The organism is Streptomyces sp. C (genome assembly GCF_000158895.1).
In the GTDB taxonomy this organism is placed as follows: Bacteria; Actinomycetota; Actinomycetes; order Streptomycetales; family Streptomycetaceae; genus Streptomyces; species Streptomyces racemochromogenes.
Genome location: NZ_GG657750.1, coordinates 1495086 through 1511527, shown reverse-complemented (window position 1 = coordinate 1511527; position 16442 = coordinate 1495086). Strand labels below are relative to the sequence as shown.

14 protein-coding genes and 1 pseudogene are annotated in these 16442 nt (G+C 71.1%); 14 read left to right on the top strand and 1 reads right to left on the bottom strand.

Annotated features, from left to right (window positions below; genetic code table 11):
• Positions 1-43 precede the first annotated feature (43 nt).
• Positions 44-544: a transcriptional regulator BldD gene (bldD, locus tag SSNG_RS06600; protein ID WP_007263032.1), complete on the bottom strand. Its 501-nt coding sequence runs from the start codon at positions 542-544 to the stop codon at positions 44-46.
• Positions 545-793: 249 nt separating this feature from the next.
• Between bldD and pyrR the strand changes: the two genes are divergently transcribed.
• The 14 genes and pseudogenes from pyrR to SSNG_RS43565 form a co-directional block, all read left to right on the top strand.
• The gene (gene pyrR / locus SSNG_RS06595) at positions 794-1381 is read left to right on the top strand and encodes a bifunctional pyr operon transcriptional regulator/uracil phosphoribosyltransferase PyrR (RefSeq protein ID WP_007263031.1); all 588 of its coding nucleotides are present in this window, start codon (positions 794-796) and stop codon (positions 1379-1381) included.
• A 105-nt stretch (positions 1382-1486) separates the two neighbouring features.
• Complete coding sequence (locus SSNG_RS06590; RefSeq protein ID WP_042800633.1) at positions 1487-2476, top strand: aspartate carbamoyltransferase catalytic subunit; 990 nt, start codon at positions 1487-1489, stop codon at positions 2474-2476.
• A 2-nt stretch (positions 2477-2478) separates the two neighbouring features.
• Positions 2479-3792: a dihydroorotase gene (locus SSNG_RS06585; RefSeq protein WP_007263029.1), complete on the top strand. Its 1314-nt coding sequence runs from the start codon at positions 2479-2481 to the stop codon at positions 3790-3792.
• Complete coding sequence (locus tag SSNG_RS06580; RefSeq protein ID WP_007263028.1) at positions 3789-4370, top strand: hypothetical protein; 582 nt, start codon at positions 3789-3791, stop codon at positions 4368-4370. The genes SSNG_RS06585 and SSNG_RS06580 overlap by 4 nt, the downstream gene beginning before the upstream one ends.
• Positions 4367-5509, top strand: a complete 1143-nt coding sequence (gene carA / locus SSNG_RS06575) for a glutamine-hydrolyzing carbamoyl-phosphate synthase small subunit (RefSeq protein ID WP_007263027.1) — start codon at positions 4367-4369, stop codon at positions 5507-5509. Before SSNG_RS06580 ends, carA begins: the two co-directional genes overlap by 4 nt.
• Positions 5502-8810, top strand: a complete 3309-nt coding sequence (carB, locus tag SSNG_RS06570) for a carbamoyl-phosphate synthase large subunit (RefSeq protein ID WP_007263026.1) — start codon at positions 5502-5504, stop codon at positions 8808-8810. The genes carA and carB overlap by 8 nt, the downstream gene beginning before the upstream one ends.
• An 87-nt stretch (positions 8811-8897) precedes the next feature.
• Positions 8898-10007 carry a quinone-dependent dihydroorotate dehydrogenase gene (locus SSNG_RS06565; RefSeq protein ID WP_007263025.1) on the top strand — a complete coding sequence of 370 codons (1110 nt, stop codon included), beginning with the start codon at positions 8898-8900 and terminating at the stop codon, positions 10005-10007.
• The gene (pyrF, locus tag SSNG_RS06560) at positions 10004-10846 is read left to right on the top strand and encodes an orotidine-5'-phosphate decarboxylase (protein ID WP_007263024.1); all 843 of its coding nucleotides are present in this window, start codon (positions 10004-10006) and stop codon (positions 10844-10846) included. Before SSNG_RS06565 ends, pyrF begins: the two co-directional genes overlap by 4 nt.
• 283 nt (positions 10847-11129) lie before the next feature.
• A complete protein-coding gene (locus SSNG_RS06555) occupies positions 11130-11453 on the top strand; it encodes an integration host factor (protein WP_030234009.1) in 324 nt (107 codons plus the stop codon).
• Positions 11454-11514: 61 nt separating this feature from the next.
• A complete protein-coding gene (gene gmk, locus SSNG_RS06550; RefSeq protein ID WP_128636884.1) occupies positions 11515-12078 on the top strand; it encodes a guanylate kinase in 564 nt (187 codons plus the stop codon).
• A 28-nt stretch (positions 12079-12106) separates the two neighbouring features.
• Positions 12107-12379, top strand: coding sequence for a DNA-directed RNA polymerase subunit omega (rpoZ, locus tag SSNG_RS06545; RefSeq protein ID WP_004948662.1), 273 nt, complete (start codon positions 12107-12109; stop codon positions 12377-12379).
• A gap of 67 nt (positions 12380-12446) precedes the next feature.
• Positions 12447-13712 carry a bifunctional phosphopantothenoylcysteine decarboxylase/phosphopantothenate--cysteine ligase CoaBC gene (gene coaBC / locus SSNG_RS06540; protein WP_128636883.1) on the top strand — a complete coding sequence of 422 codons (1266 nt, stop codon included), beginning with the start codon at positions 12447-12449 and terminating at the stop codon, positions 13710-13712.
• A gap of 194 nt (positions 13713-13906) precedes the next feature.
• Positions 13907-15115, top strand: coding sequence for a methionine adenosyltransferase (gene metK / locus SSNG_RS06535; RefSeq protein WP_007263020.1), 1209 nt, complete (start codon positions 13907-13909; stop codon positions 15113-15115).
• Between the two features lie 120 nt (positions 15116-15235).
• Positions 15236-16442 (top strand): annotated as a pseudogene (locus SSNG_RS43565) (primosome assembly protein PriA); the annotation flags it as partial.

The following is a 16442-nucleotide window of genomic DNA, read 5'->3' as shown; positions in this document are numbered from 1 at the left end:
CCGCCGGTAACGTTTCTGCTGAGCCGGGACGGCTCTCCTGGGACTAGATGTCCTCGTGGGCCACGGCGCGACGCGCGTCGGCGTCCAGGACGCCCCAGCTGATGAGCTGCTCGGTCAGGACCGAGGGGGACTGGTCGTAGATGACGGCCAGGGTGCGCAGGTCGTCCTGGCGGATCGACAGCACCTTGCCGTTGTAGTCGCCGCGCTGGCTCTGGATCGTCGCCGCGTAGCGCTGGAGCGGACCGGCCTTCTCGGCGGGGACGCCCGCCAGGCGCTCCAGGTCGAGGCGCAGCTTCGGCGGCGGCTCGGCCGCACCGCCGGGGGTCGTGCCCGGCAGCAGTTCCTGCACCGGAACCCCGTAGAAGTCCGCCAGCTCGGCGAGGCGCTGGACGGTCACGGCGCGGTCCCCGCGCTCGTAGGAACCGACCACCACGGCCTTCCAACGGCCCTGGGACTTCTCCTCGACACCGTGGAGGGAGAGGCCCTGCTGGGTGCGGATGGCGCGGAGCTTGGCCCCGAGCTGTTTGGCGTATTCGCTGGACATAACGCTCCCGGACGCTGTGACGCTGTGACTACATGGAGACCATGCGGCTCCGCCGCGCGGCTGGTAACTCACTGTGAGGTTACGCAGCGTTACTTGGATGCGTCAAGCCGAATGCTCTTCCACGCCCTCTTACGAGGGGTGCCGCCGGGCCCCGGTGCGAGGGTCCCCGCCGGGCCCTGGTACCGTGGACGGCGTACATCAGACGTCCTTTAAGGTCCGTCCCGTGAGGCGGAGAAGGAGGTCCTTTTCATGGACAGCACGACTTCCCAGGTCTCGGCCGACGAGGAAATGCGCCCCGTTCTGGAGGCGCAGGACATCGCCCGGGTCCTGACGCGCATCGCCCACGAGATCGTCGAGCGCGCCAAGGGCGCCGACGACGTGGTGCTCCTCGGCATTCCCACCCGCGGTGTGTACCTGGCCCGCCGGCTGGCGGCCAAGCTGGAGGAGATCACCGGGACGAAGATCCCGGTCGGCTCCCTCGACATCACCATGTACCGCGACGACCTGCGCCTGAAGCCCGCCCGGGCGATCGGCCGCACCGAGATCCCCGGCGACGGCATCGACGGCCGCCTGGTGGTCCTCCTCGACGACGTCCTCTTCTCCGGCCGCACCATCCGCGCCGCCCTCGACGCGCTCGGCGACATCGGCCGCCCCCGCGCCGTCCAGCTCGCGGTCCTCGTCGACCGCGGCCACCGCGAACTCCCGATCCGCGCCGACTACGTGGGCAAGAACCTGCCCACCTCGCTGCGCGAGACCGTCAAGGTCCAGCTCCAGGAGGAGGACGGCCGCGACGCCGTGCTGCTCGGCCAGCGGACCGTCCAGGCCGCAGGGCAGTAACCCCCGCGCGTACGGGACCCCTCGCGGGGGCCCGTGCCGAGGCCTGCCCTGCCCGCACCCACGTCAGCCCCGCCTGCCTGCCCTCCAGACTTACGGAGCACCCAGATGAAGCGCCACCTCATCTCGGCCGCCGACCTCACGCGCGACGACGCCGTCCTGATCCTCGACACCGCCGAGGAGATGGCCCGGGTCGCCGACCGGCCGATAAAGAAGCTGCCCACCCTGCGCGGCCTCACCATCTGCAACCTGTTCTTCGAGGACTCGACCCGTACCCGGATCTCCTTCGAAGCCGCCGAGAAGCGCCTCTCCGCCGACGTCATCAACTTCGCCGCCAAGGGTTCCAGCGTCTCCAAGGGCGAGTCCCTCAAGGACACCGCCCAGACCCTGGAGGCCATGGGCGTGGACGCCGTGGTCATCCGCCACCACGCCTCCGGCGCCCCCTACCGGCTCGCCACCTCCGGCTGGATCGACGCCCCGGTGATCAACGCCGGCGACGGCACCCACGAGCACCCCACCCAGGCGCTGCTCGACGCCTTCACCATGCGCCGCCGGCTGGTCGGCCGGGACACCGGACTCGGCAAGGACCTGAACGGCCGCCGCATCACCATCGTCGGCGACGTCCTGCACAGCCGGGTCGCCCGCTCCAACGTCCAGCTGCTGCACACCCTCGGCGCCGAGGTCACCCTGGTGGCCCCGCCGACGCTGGTGCCGGTCGGCGTCGAGAACTGGCCCTGCGAGATCTCGTACAGCCTCGACGAGGTGCTGGCGAAGTCCGACGCGGTGATGATGCTGCGTGTGCAGCGCGAGCGGATGAACGCCGCCTTCTTCCCGACCGAGCGCGAGTACTCGCGCCGCTACGGCCTGGACGCCGCCCGCATGGCGAAGATGCCCGAGCACGCCATCGTGATGCACCCCGGCCCCATGGTCCGCGGCATGGAGATCACCGCCGAGGTCGCCGACTCCGACCGCTGCACGGTCGTCGAGCAGGTCGCCAACGGCGTCTCGATCCGCATGGCCGTCCTCTACCTGCTGCTCGGAGGCTCCGAGCCCGCCGTCACCACCCCCGCCGCCGCCCGTACCGAGGAGAACAAGTAACCATGAGCAAGATCCTTATCCGCGGCGCGAAGGTCCTCGGCGGCGACGTGCAGGACGTCCTGATCGACGGCGAGACCATCGCCGCCACCGCCCGGACGGGCGAAATCGACTGGAGTGGGACCGGTCTGTCCGCCGAGGGCGTCCAGGTGATCGAGGCCGAGGGCCAGGTCCTCCTCCCGGGCCTGGTCGACCTCCACACCCACCTGCGCGAGCCCGGCCGCGAGGACTCCGAGACCGTCCTCACCGGCACCCGCGCCGCCGCCTCCGGCGGCTACACGGCCGTCTTCGCCATGGCCAACACCTTCCCGGTCGCCGACACCGCCGGCGTCGTCGAGCAGGTCTGGCGCCTGGGCAAGGAGTCCGGCTACTGCGACGTCCAGCCCATCGGCGCCGTCACCGTCGGCCTGGAGGGCAAGAAGCTCTCCGAGCTGGGCGCCATGCACGAGTCCGCCGCCCGCGTCACCGTCTTCTCCGACGACGGCAAGTGCGTGGACGACGCCGTGATCATGCGCCGCGCCCTGGAGTACGTGAAGGCCTTCGGCGGCGTCGTCGCCCAGCACGCCCAGGAGCCCCGCCTCACCGAGGGCGCCCAGATGAACGAGGGCGTCGTCTCGGCCGAGCTGGGCCTGGGCGGCTGGCCGGCCGTCGCCGAGGAGTCGATCATCGCCCGCGACGTCCTGCTCGCCGAGCACGTCGGCTCCCGCGTGCACATCTGCCACCTCTCCACCGCCGGCTCCGTCGAGATCGTCCGCTGGGCCAAGTCCCGCGGCATCGACGTCACCGCCGAGGTCACCCCGCACCACCTGCTCCTCACCGACGAGCTCGTGCGCTCGTACGACCCGGTCTACAAGGTCAACCCGCCGCTGCGCACCGAGCGCGACGTGATGGCCCTGCGCGAGGCGCTCGCCGACGGCACGATCGACATCGTCGCCACCGACCACGCCCCGCACCCGCACGAGGACAAGGACTGCGAGTGGGCCGCCGCCGCCATGGGCATGGTGGGCCTGGAGACCGCGCTCTCCGTCGTCCAGCAGACGATGGTGGAGACCGGACTGCTCGACTGGGCGGGCGTCGCGGAGCGGATGTCGCACGCCCCGGCGCGCATCGGAGGCCTCGCGGGGCACGGCCGGCCCGTCTCGGCAGGTGAACCCGCGAACCTGACCTTGGTCGAGACCTCGTACCGTGGTGTCGTGGACCCCGCACACTTCGCCTCCCGCAGCCGCAACACGCCCTACGAGGGCCGCGAGCTGCCGGGTCGCGTCACTCACACCTTCCTGCGGGGCCGGGCAACGGTCGTGGACGGGAAACTGGCGTGACACCTGCAGTGATCCAACTGGCCGCCGAGGCCGCCGAACGACAGTCGGCGGAGGTGACGGACTGGGGCGCCCGCATCGCGTGGGTGATCGGTCTGCTCGTCTTCATCGCGTTCGTGTACTGGCTGATGCGGCAGGGCTGGAAATGGCGCGGCGCTCTGCAGAGCGATCTGCCCGAGCTGCCCGCCGCCCCCGGCGGTCTCCCCGAGCACCGGCTGGCCCTGACCGGCCGGTACCACGGGTCCACCACCGCCGGGCAGTGGCTCGACCGGATCGTCGCCCACGGGCTCGGAGTCCGCAGCCGGGTCGAGCTCACCCTCACCGACGCGGGCCTCGACGTGGTCCGTCCGGGGGCAACCGACTTCTTCGTACCGGCCGCGCAGCTGCGCGGCGCCCGCCTCGACAAGGGAATCGCGGGCAAGGTACTCACCGAGGGCGGTCTGCTGGTCGTCACATGGGCGCACGGCGACAAGCTGATCGACTCCGGATTCCGCTCCGACCGGGCCGCCGAACACGCGGCCTGGGTCGAGGCCATCAACTCCATGAACCAATCCATCACGACGGAAGGCGCCGAACGATGACGACCTCCACCAGGGGAGCAGCCAAAGCTCCCGCCGTACTCGTCCTGGAGGACGGCCGGATCTTCCGCGGCCGCGCCTACGGCGCAGTGGGGGAGACCTTCGGCGAAGCCGTGTTCTCCACCGGCATGACCGGCTACCAGGAGACCCTCACCGACCCCTCGTACCACCGCCAGGTCGTCGTGATGACCGCCCCCCACGTGGGCAACACCGGCGTCAACGACGAGGACCCCGAGTCCTCCCGCATCTGGGTCTCCGGCTACGTCGTCCGCGACCCCGCCCGCATCCCCTCGAACTGGCGCTCGCAGCGCTCGCTGGACGAGGAGCTCGTCAAGCAGGGCGTCGTCGGCATCAGCGGCGTCGACACCCGCGCCCTGACCCGCCACCTGCGCGAGCGCGGCGCCATGCGCGTCGGCATCTTCTCCGGCGAGGCCGTCGCCGACGACGCGGCCCTCCTGGCGAAGGTCCAGGCGCAGCCGCAGATGAAGGGCGCCAACCTCTCCGCCGAGGTCGCCACCAAGGAGGCGTACGTCGTCCCCGCGATCGGCGAGAAGAAGTTCACCGTCGCCGCCGTGGACCTCGGCATCAAGGGCATGACCCCGCACCGGATGGCCGAGCGCGGCATCGAGGTGCACGTGCTGCCCGCCACCGCCACCGTCGAGGACGTGTACGCGGTCGACCCCGACGGCGTGTTCTTCTCCAACGGCCCGGGCGACCCGGCCACCGCCGACGGCCCCGTCTCCGTCATGCAGGGCGTCCTGGAGCGCAAGACCCCGCTCTTCGGCATCTGCTTCGGCAACCAGATCCTGGGCCGCGCGCTCGGCTTCGGCACCTACAAGCTGAAGTACGGCCACCGCGGCATCAACCAGCCGGTCCAGGACCGCACCACCGGCAAGGTCGAGGTCACCGCGCACAACCACGGCTTCGCCGTCGACGCGCCCCTCGACAAGGTGTCCGAGACCCCCTACGGCCGCGCCGAGGTCTCGCACGTCTGCCTGAACGACAACGTCGTGGAAGGCCTCCAGCTGCTCGACCAGCCGGCCTTCTCCGTCCAGTACCACCCCGAGGCGGCCGCGGGCCCGCACGACGCCGCGTACCTCTTCGACCGCTTCGTTTCTCTGATGGAGGCCGAGCGTGCCTAAGCGCACCGATATCCAGTCCGTCCTGGTCATCGGCTCCGGCCCGATCGTCATCGGCCAGGCCGCGGAGTTCGACTACTCCGGCACCCAGGCCTGCCGCATCCTCAAGGCCGAGGGCCTGCGGGTCATCCTGGTGAACTCCAACCCGGCGACGATCATGACCGACCCGGAGATCGCCGACGCCACGTACGTCGAGCCGATCACCCCCGAGTTCGTCGAGAAGATCATCGCCAAGGAGCGCCCCGACGCGCTGCTGCCGACCCTCGGCGGCCAGACCGCGCTCAACACCGCCATCTCCATGCACGAGCAGGGCGTGCTGGAGAAGTACGGCGTCGAGCTCATCGGCGCCAACGTCGAGGCCATCAACAAGGGCGAGGACCGCGACCTCTTCAAGGGCGTCGTCGAGGCCGTCAAGGGCAAGATCGGCTACGGCGAGTCCGCCCGCTCGGTCATCTGCCACTCGATGGACGACGTCATCAAGGGCGTCGACACCCTCGGCGGCTACCCCGTCGTCGTGCGCCCCTCCTTCACCATGGGCGGCGCCGGCTCCGGCTTCGCCCACGACGAGGAGGAGCTGCGCCGCATCGCCGGCCAGGGCCTGACGCTCTCCCCGACCACCGAGGTGCTCCTGGAGGAGTCCATCCTCGGCTGGAAGGAGTACGAGCTGGAGCTGATGCGCGACACCAAGGACAACGTGGTCGTCGTCTGCTCCATCGAGAACTTCGACCCGATGGGCGTGCACACCGGTGACTCGATCACCGTCGCCCCGGCGATGACCCTCACCGACCGCGAGTACCAGCGCCTGCGCGACATCGGCATCGCGATCATCCGCGAGGTCGGCGTCGACACCGGCGGCTGCAACATCCAGTTCGCGATCAACCCGGACGACGGCCGCGTCATCGTCATCGAGATGAACCCGCGCGTCTCCCGCTCCTCCGCGCTCGCCTCGAAGGCCACCGGCTTCCCGATCGCCAAGATCGCCGCCAAGCTGGCCATCGGCTACACGCTGGACGAGGTCCCGAACGACATCACCGAGAAGACCCCGGCCTCCTTCGAGCCGACCCTCGACTACGTCGTCGTCAAGGCCCCGCGCTTCGCCTTCGAGAAGTTCCCGGCCGCCGACGCCACCCTCACCACCACCATGAAGTCGGTGGGCGAGGCCATGGCGATCGGCCGCAACTTCACCGAGGCCCTCCAGAAGGCCCTGCGCTCCCTGGAGAAGAAGGGCTCCCAGTTCACCTTCGTCGGCGAGCCCGGCGACAAGGAGGAACTGCTGGCCACCGCGGTCCGCCCGACCGACGGCCGCATCAACACCGTCATGCAGGCCATCCGCGCCGGCGCCACCCAGGAGGAGGTCTTCGAGTCCACGAAGATCGACCCCTGGTTCGTCGACCAGCTCTTCCTGATCAAGGAGATCGCGGACGAGCTCGCCGCCGCCGAGAAGCTCCACCCCGAGCTGCTCGCCGAGGCCAAGCGCCACGGCTTCTCCGACGCCCAGATCGCCGAGATCCGCGGCCTGCGCGAGGACGTCGTCCGCGAGGTCCGCCACGCGCTGGGCGTCCGCCCGGTCTACAAGACGGTCGACACCTGCGCCGCCGAGTTCGCCGCGAAGACCCCGTACTTCTACTCGTCCTACGACGAGGAGTCCGAGGTCGCGCCGCGCACCAAGCCCGCGGTGATCATCCTGGGCTCCGGCCCGAACCGCATCGGCCAGGGCATCGAGTTCGACTACTCCTGCGTCCACGCCTCCTTCGCCCTCAGCGACGCCGGCTACGAGACCGTGATGGTCAACTGCAACCCCGAGACCGTCTCGACGGACTACGACACCTCCGACCGCCTGTACTTCGAGCCGCTGACGCTGGAAGACGTGCTGGAGATCGTCCACGCCGAGTCGCTGGCCGGCCCCATCGCCGGTGTCGTCGTCCAGCTCGGCGGCCAGACCCCCCTGGGCCTCGCCCAGGCGCTCAAGGACAACGGCGTGCCCGTGGTCGGCACCTCCCCGGAGGCCATCCACGCCGCCGAGGACCGGGGCGCCTTCGGCCAGGTCCTCGCCGACGCGGGCCTGCCCGCGCCCAAGCACGGCACCGCCACCACCTTCGCGGGTGCGAAGGCGATCGCCGACGAGATCGGCTACCCGGTCCTCGTCCGCCCGTCCTACGTGCTCGGCGGCCGCGGGATGGAGATCGTCTACGACGAGACCCGCCTGGAGTCGTACATCGCGGAGTCCACGGAGATCTCCCCGACCCGCCCCGTGCTGGTCGACCGCTTCCTCGACGACGCGATCGAGATCGACGTCGACGCCCTCTACGACGGCGAGGAGCTCTACCTCGGCGGCGTCATGGAGCACATCGAGGAAGCCGGCATCCACTCCGGCGACTCGGCCTGCGCCCTGCCCCCGATCACCCTCGGCGGCTTCGACATCAAGCGCCTGCGCGCCTCCACGGAGGCCATCGCCAAGGGCGTCGGCGTCCGCGGCCTGATCAACATCCAGTTCGCGATGGCGGGCGACATCCTCTACGTCCTGGAGGCCAACCCGCGCGCCTCCCGGACCGTCCCCTTCACCTCGAAGGCGACCGCCGTCCCGCTCGCGAAGGCCGCCGCCCGCATCTCGCTCGGCGCCACCATCGCCGAGCTGCGCGCCGAGGGCATGCTGCCCAAGGCGGGCGACGGAGGCACCCTGCCGCTGGACGCGCCGATCTCCGTCAAGGAGGCCGTCATGCCGTGGTCGCGCTTCCGCGACATCCACGGCCGCGGCGTGGACACCGTCCTCGGCCCGGAGATGCGCTCCACCGGCGAGGTCATGGGCATCGACTCGGTCTTCGGCACGGCGTACGCCAAGTCGCAGGCCGGCGCCTACGGCCCGCTGCCGACCAAGGGCCGCGCGTTCATCTCCGTCGCCAACCGCGACAAGCGCTCGATGATCTTCCCGGCCCGCGAGCTCGTCGCCCACGGCTTCGAGCTGCTCGCCACCTCCGGCACCGCCGAGGTGCTGCGCCGCAACGGCATCAACGCCACCGTCGTGCGCAAGCTCAGCGAGGGCGAGGGCCCGGACGGCGAGAAGACCATCGTCCAGCTCATCCACGACGGCCAGGTCGACCTGATCGTCAACACCCCGTACGGCACCGGCGGCCGCCTCGACGGCTACGAGATCCGTACGGCCGCCGTGGCGCGCAGCGTCCCGTGCCTGACCACGGTCCAGGCGCTCGCCGCCGCCGTCCAGGGCATCGACGCGCTCAACCGCGGCGACGTCGGCGTGCGCTCCCTCCAGGAGCACGCGGAGCACCTGAACGCCGCCCGCGACTAGCAGCCCGCGAGCGAGAGGGGGACACCGGACGCGCGATCCGCGCCGGGTGTCCCCCTCTTCGTGAGCGCAGAAGGGACTTTTCGGACGATGTACAAACTGTTCTTCAACCTGGTCTTCAAGCGGATGGACCCGGAGCAGGCCCACTACCTGGCCTTCCGCTGGATCCGCCTCGCCGCCCGCATCCCCGTGCTGCGCACCTTCGTCGCGGGCGCCCTGGCGCCCCGGTACGAGTCCCTGCGCACGGAGGCCCTCGGCCTGCGGATGCACGGCCCCTTCGGGCTCGCGGCCGGCTTCGACAAGAACGCCGTCGCCATCGACGGCATGTCGATGCTCGGCTTCGACCACATCGAGATCGGCACCGTCACCGGCCAGGCGCAGCCCGGCAACCCCAAGAAGCGGCTCTTCCGCCTGGTCCCCGACCGGGCGCTGATCAACCGCATGGGCTTCAACAACGAGGGCTCTGCCGCCGTCGCCGACCGCCTCGCCGCCCGCAACCCCGTCTTCAGGACCGTCGTGGGCGTCAACATCGGCAAGACCAAGGTCGTCCCGGAGGCCGAGGCCGCCGCCGACTACGTGGTCTCCACCGAGCGCCTGGCCCGCCACGCCGACTACCTCGTCGTCAACGTCTCCTCGCCGAACACCCCGGGCCTGCGCAACCTCCAGGCCACGGAGTCCCTGCGGCCGCTGCTGACCGCCGTGCGCGAGGCTGCGGACCGCTCCGTCACCGGCCGCCGCGTCCCGCTGCTGGTCAAGATCGCCCCCGACCTCGCGGACGAGGACGTCGACGCGGTCGCCGACCTCGCCCTGGAGCTGGGCCTCGACGGCATCATCGCCACCAACACCACCATCGCCCGCGAGGGCCTGGGCCTGAAGTCCGACCCGGCCCTGGTCAAGGAGACCGGCGGACTCTCCGGCGCCCCGGTCAAGGAGCGCTCCCTGGAGGTCCTGCGCCGCCTGTACGCGCGCGTGGGCGACCGCCTCGTCCTGGTGGGCGTCGGCGGCATCGAGAACGCCGAGGACGCCTGGCAGCGCATCCTCGCGGGCGCCACGCTGGTCCAGGGCTACAGCGCCTTCATCTACGAGGGCCCGTTCTACGCCCGCGCCATCCACAAGGGCCTGGCCGCGCGCCTGGCCGCCAGCCCCTACGCGACCCTGGCCGAGGCCGTGGGCGCCGAGACCCGAAAGGCCGCGCCGTGAGCCCTGTGACCCCCTTCGGAACCCGTCTGCGCGCCGCCATGGACGCCCGGGGCCCGCTGTGCGTGGGGATCGACCCGCACGCCGCCCTGCTGGCCTCCTGGGGCCTGGCGGACGACATCGCCGGCCTGGAGCGGTTCTCCCGCACGGTGGTCGAGGCGCTGGCCGACTCCGTCGCCGTCTTCAAGCCGCAGGCCGCCTTCTTCGAGCGGTTCGGCTCCAAGGGCGTCGCGGTCCTGGAGCGGACCGTCGCGGACGCCCGCGCCGCCGGCACCCTGGTGGTCATGGACGCCAAGCGCGGTGACATCGGCTCCACGATGGCCGCGTACGCCTCGGCCTTCCTCGACCCCTCCTCCCCGCTGTTCTCGGACGCCCTGACGGTCTCCCCGTACCTGGGCTACGGCTCCCTCGCCCCGGCCGTCGAACTGGCCCGGGAATCGGGCGCCGGCCTGTTCGTCCTGGCCCTGACCTCCAACCCGGAGGGCGCGGAGGTCCAGCGCGCGGTCCGCGAGGACGGCCGCTCGATCGGCGCGACCATGCTGGCCCACCTGGCGGCGGAGAACGCGGGCGCCGAGCCCATGGGCTCCTTCGGCGCGGTGGTCGGTGCCACGCTGGGCGACCTGTCCTCCTTCGACCTGGACATCAACGGCCCGCTGCTGGCCCCGGGCATCGGAGCCCAGGGCGCGACCGCGGCCGACCTCCCGGCGGTCTTCGGCGCCGCGGTGGCCAACGTGGTCCCCAACGTCTCCCGGGGAGTCCTGAAGCACGGTCCGGACGCCGCCGCCCTGCGCGCCTCCGCGAAGCGCTTCGCGGACGAGGTGCGCGAGGCCGTCGCGGGCTGATCCGCGGGGCGCCGGACCGGCGCGTGCAGACGCGATCTCGAAAATCGAACGTCTTTCCCCGGACAAAACCGGGGTGATATGTCTGTGATGTACGGTTCAGTGGAGGCTGACCAGGACTTTTCGTCCGTTCTCGCTGACTGGAGCGGCCTTGGCCGCTAGTCTCCGAGCAGAGTGAACGAGCAGCGAGCGAATTCCATCGCTGTTCGGGACCTCGCCCGGCGTGGTGCCCAAGGGCTCCCCGCCGGTCCGTATCCGACAGTTCGACATCCGAGGTGACGTAGGCGTGGCTCTTCCGCCCCTTACCCCTGAACAGCGCGCAGCAGCGCTCGAAAAGGCCGCCGCGGCTCGCCGGGAGCGGGCCGAGGTGAAGAATCGACTCAAGCACTCCGGCGCCTCCCTCCACGACGTCATCAAGACGGGACAGGAGAACGACGTCATCGGGAAGATGAAGGTCTCCGCCCTTCTCGAGTCGCTGCCCGGCGTCGGCAAGGTCCGCGCCAAGCAGATCATGGAGCGCCTCGGCATCTCCGAGTCCCGGCGTGTCCGAGGTCTCGGCTCCAACCAGATCGCCTCTCTGGAGCGAGAGTTCGGCGGTAGCGGCGCCTGAGGCGTCGCCCGAAGTTCTCCCGGCGTTCTCAGGCAGTCCCGAGAACCTGGATAATCGCTCTATGGCAGCAGAGGTTCGTCCGCGGCTGACCGTGCTCTCCGGCCCCTCGGGGGTCGGCAAGAGCACGGTCGTCGCGCATATGCGCAAGGTCCACCCCGAGGTGTGGCTCTCGGTGTCGGCCACCACCCGCAAACCGCGGCCCGGTGAGCGACACGGAGTCCACTACTTCTTCGTCAACGACGACGAGTTCGACAAGCTGATCGCCAACGGCGAGCTGCTGGAGTGGGCCGAGTTCGCGGGCAACCGCTACGGCACACCGCGCGGCGCGGTACTGGAACGCCTGGACAACGGCGAACCGGTGCTGCTGGAGATCGACCTCCAGGGCGCCCGGCTCGTCCGCGAGTCGATGCCCGAGGCCCAGCTGGTCTTCCTGGCCCCGCCGAGCTGGGAGGAGCTGGTCCGCCGGCTCACCGGCCGGGGCACCGAGTCCGCCGAGGTCATCGAACGCCGGCTCGGCGCCGCCAAGACCGAACTCGCTGCCGAGTCGGAGTTCGACACCACCCTCGTCAACACCTCCGTCGAGGACGTAGCGCGTGAGCTGCTAGCCTTGATGGCAGTTGTCTGATCTTTTATCCATCTTCGGAAGGTAGAGCGTGTCCTCTTCCATCACCGCGCCCGAGGGCATCATCAACCCGCCGATCGACGAGCTGCTCGAGGCCACTGACTCGAAGTACAGCCTCGTGATCTACGCGGCCAAGCGTGCGCGTCAGATCAACGCGTACTACTCGCAGCTCGGTGAGGGCCTGCTGGAGTACGTCGGCCCGCTGGTGGACACCCACGTCCACGAGAAGCCGCTCTCGATCGCCCTGCGCGAGATCAACGCGGGTCTGCTGACCTCCGAGGCCATCGAGGCCCCGGCCCAGTAGGGCACGACATCGCACGCCACAGGCCCGGCAGCACCGCTGCCGGGCCTGTGGTGTGTCATAGGTACCGATGCAACCGATCACGGGAGAAGCAGTGGACAAGCCGAAGGTCGTGCTGGGGGTCAGCGGCGGGATCGCCGCGTACAAGGCGTGCGAGCTCCTGCGCCGGCTGACCGAGTCGGGGCACGACGTACGGGTGGTGCCCACGGCGGCCTCCCTGAACTTCGTCGGGGAGGCCACCTGGGCCGCGCTCTCGGGGAACCCGGCCTCCACCGAGGTCTGGGAGACCGTCCACGAGGTGCCCCACGTCCGCATCGGCCAGGCGGCCGACCTCGTCGTCGTCGCCCCGGCCACCGCCGACATGCTGGCCAAGGCCGCCCACGGGCTGGCCGACGACCTCCTCACGAACACCCTGCTCACGGCCCGCTGCCCGGTGGTCTTCGCGCCCGCGATGCACACCGAGATGTGGGAGCACCCCGCCACCCAGGAGAACGTGGCCGTGCTGCGCCGCCGCGGCGCCGTCGTCATCGAGCCCGCCGTCGGGCGGCTGACCGGCAAGGACACCGGCAAGGGCCGGCTGCCCGACCCCGAGGAGATCTTCGAGGTCTGCCGCGACGTCCTGCGCAGGAACGGTCCGGCCCGGGGTGCCGCGGAGCCCGACCTCGCCGGACGGCACGTGGTGGTCAGCGCCGGCGGCACCCGCGAGCCGCTGGACCCGGTGCGCTTCCTCGGCAACCGCTCCTCGGGCAAGCAGGGCTACGCCCTCGCCCGCACCGCCGCCGCCCGCGGGGCCCGGGTCACCCTGGTCGCCGCCAACGCCGCGCTGCCCGACCCGGCCGGGGTGGACGTCGTACGGGTGGGGACGGCCCTCCAGCTGCGCGAGGCCGTGCTCAAGGCCGCCGCGGACGCCGACGCCGTGGTGATGGCCGCCGCGGTGGCCGACTTCCGCCCGGCCGTGTACGCCGACGGCAAGATCAAGAAGAAGGACGGCCAGGACCCCGAGCCGGTGGCCCTCGTGCGCAACCCCGACGTCCTCGCGGAGGTCTCCGCCGAGCGGGCCCGGGAGGGCCAGGTCGTCGTCGGCTTCGCCGCCGAGACGGACGACGTGCTCGCCAACGGCCGGGCGAAGCTCCTGCGCAAGGGGTGCGACCTCCTCGTGGTCAACGAGGTCGGCGCCAACAAGACCTTCGGTTCCGAGGAGAACGAGGCCGTCATCCTCGCTTCGGACGGAACGGAGACTCCCGTACCCTATGGTCCGAAGGAAGCCCTGGCGGACGTCATCTGGGACCACGTCGCCCCGCGACTCGCGCCCCGAGGTGATCTTCGCCGCGCCTGAGCGTTTTCCTTCTCGCGGGTAGTTCCGTGCGTAAGAATGGAGTGCCGCAGGTCACACGGCTCCCATTGGGCGAGACGGGTGGTCCTGCGGACGGTGGCGACCGATAAACTGCACTTGGAACGTGATCGGGCGCAGCCCCCGGTGTGGTTCCGCCAAATGATCAGCCAGCAGCCGCTGCAACCCCAGGGAGCGTTGTGTCCCGTCGCCTGTTCACCTCGGAGTCCGTGACCGAGGGTCACCCCGACAAGATCGCTGACCAGATCAGCGACACGATCCTCGACGCGCTCCTCACCGAGGACCCGACCTCGCGTGTGGCCGTGGAGACTCTCATCACGACCGGTCTCGTGCACATCGCGGGCGAGGTGACGACCAAGGCCTACGCGCCGATCGCCCAGCTCGTCCGCGAGAAGATCCTCGAGATCGGCTACGACTCGTCCAAGAAGGGCTTCGACGGCGCCTCCTGCGGCGTGTCGGTGTCCATCGGCGCCCAGTCGCCCGACATCGCCCAGGGTGTCGACACGGCCTACGAGTCCCGCGTCGAGGGTGACGAGGACGAGCTCGACAAGCAGGGTGCGGGCGACCAGGGCCTGATGTTCGGCTACGCCACGGACGAGACGCCCGAGCTGATGCCGCTGCCGATCCACATCGCGCACCGCCTCTCGCGCCGCCTGTCCGAGGTCCGCAAGAACGGCACCATCCCGTACCTGCGCCCCGACGGCAAGACCCAGGTCACCATCGAGTACGACGGCGACAAGCCGGTCCGCCTCGACACGGTCGTCGTGTCCTCGCAGCACGCCGCCGACATCGACCTCGACTCGCTGCTCGCGCCCGACATCCGCGAGTTCGTCGTCGAGCACGTGCTCGCGCAGCTCGTCGAGGACGGCATCAAGCTGGACACCGAGGGCTACCGCCTGCTGGTCAACCCGACCGGCCGCTTCGAGATCGGCGGCCCGATGGGCGACGCCGGCCTGACCGGCCGCAAGATCATCATCGACACGTACGGCGGCATGGCCCGCCACGGCGGCGGCGCCTTCTCCGGCAAGGACCCGTCGAAGGTCGACCGCTCCGCCGCGTACGCCATGCGCTGGGTCGCGAAGAACGTCGTCGCCGCCGGCCTGGCCGCGCGCTGCGAGGTCCAGGTCGCCTACGCCATCGGCAAGGCCGAGCCCGTCGGCCTCTTCGTCGAGACCTTCGGCACCGCGAAGGTCGACGTCCAGAAGATCGAGGACGCCATCGCCGAGGTCTTCGACCTCCGCCCGGCCGCGATCATCCGCGACCTCGACCTGCTGCGCCCGATCTACGCCCAGACCGCCGCCTACGGCCACTTCGGCCGCGAGCTGCCGGACTTCACCTGGGAGCGCACCGACCGCGTCGACGCGCTGCGCGCCGCCGCCGGCCTGTAGTACCGGACACACGAACGGCCCCGGACCACCACGGTCCGGGGCCGTTCGCTGTCAGTGGGGTTTGCCCAGAATGCCTCTGGGAGCAACCCCCAAACGAGTCCCCAGCCGGGACAGCTCGCCCTGATCCCGCGAGATGGTCGCCGAGGCGAAAGCCAAGGCGCCCAAGGCCAAGCCGCGCACCTGGCGCGGGACCGCCGTGGCCGAGAAACTGCCCGTCGCGCGGGTCCTGGTGAACAAGGGCGTGCTCCACCTCGACCGGCTCTTCGACTACGCCGTACCCGCCGAGCTGTCCGAGGCCGCCCAGCCCGGCGTGCGCGTCCGGGTCCGCTTCGGCGCGGGCGGTCACCGGGTGCACGGCGGCCGCCGCGAGGGCGGCGGGCTCATCGACGGCTTCATCGTGGAACGGCGTGCCGATTCCGACTACGGCGGCGCCCTGGCCGCCCTCGCCCAGGTCGTCTCGCCCGAGGTGGTCCTCGGGCCCCGCATGCTGGCCCTCGCCCGGGCCGTCGCCGACCGGTACGCCGGCAGCGTCGCCGACGTGCTCCAGTTGGCCCTGCCGCCGCGCAGCGCCCGCGCCGAGGCCAAGCCCTCGCCCGAACCGCTGCCCCCGCCCGCCGTGCCCGAGCCCGGCGGCTGGACGCGCTACGGGGCCGGGCCCGCCTTCCTGCGCGCCCTCGCCACCGGCGGCACCCCCCGCGCGGTGTGGACGGCCCTGCCCGGCCCCGGCTGGGCGGACGAGCTGGCCCGGGCCATGGCCGCCACCCTCGCCTCCGGGCGCGGGGCCCTCGCCGTCGTTCCCGACGGGCGCACCGCCGCCCGGGTCGACACGGCCCTCACCGCCCTGCTGGGCGAGGGCCGGCACGCGCTGCTGACCGCCGACTCCGGGCCCGAGAAGCGCTACCGGCAGTGGCTCGCGGTGAGCCGGGGCTCGGTCCGCGCCGTGGTCGGCACCCGGGCGGCCATGTTCGCCCCCGTACGGGACCTCGGGCTCGTGGCGGTGTGGGACGACGGCGACTCCAGCCACGGCGACATCCACGCCCCCTTCCCGCACTTTTTTTTAGGTGCTGGAGCTGCGGGCCGTCAGCGACGGCTGCGGCTTCCTGGCCGGGAGCACCAGCTGCACCGTTTGAGGCCGCACTTTTGGTGGAGACCGGCTGGGCTTTTTTCGCTCGTCGCCGACCGGGAGACCGTACGGGCCGCCGCGCCCCGCATCCGCACCGTTCGGGGACGAGCAGCTGGCCCGGGACGGGGTTTTTTCGCGCGGCGCGGCTGCCGAATTTGGTCTGGGAGACCGTGCGGGAGGGCCTGAAGACCGGGCCCGTCCTGG

Coding starts and splice junctions, on each gene's coding strand:
- coaBC (WP_128636883.1), top strand. CDS start 12,447: ATGCAACCGATCACGGGAGAAGCAGTGGACAAGCCGAAGGTCGTGCTG.
- bldD (WP_007263032.1), bottom strand. CDS start 544: ATGTCCAGCGAATACGCCAAACAGCTCGGGGCCAAGCTCCGCGCCATC.
- carA (WP_007263027.1), top strand. CDS start 4,367: ATGACGACCTCCACCAGGGGAGCAGCCAAAGCTCCCGCCGTACTCGTC.
- SSNG_RS06585 (WP_007263029.1), top strand. CDS start 2,479: ATGAGCAAGATCCTTATCCGCGGCGCGAAGGTCCTCGGCGGCGACGTG.
- gmk (WP_128636884.1), top strand. CDS start 11,515: ATGGCAGCAGAGGTTCGTCCGCGGCTGACCGTGCTCTCCGGCCCCTCG.
- pyrR (WP_007263031.1), top strand. CDS start 794: ATGGACAGCACGACTTCCCAGGTCTCGGCCGACGAGGAAATGCGCCCC.
- SSNG_RS06590 (WP_042800633.1), top strand. CDS start 1,487: ATGAAGCGCCACCTCATCTCGGCCGCCGACCTCACGCGCGACGACGCC.
- SSNG_RS06565 (WP_007263025.1), top strand. CDS start 8,898: ATGTACAAACTGTTCTTCAACCTGGTCTTCAAGCGGATGGACCCGGAG.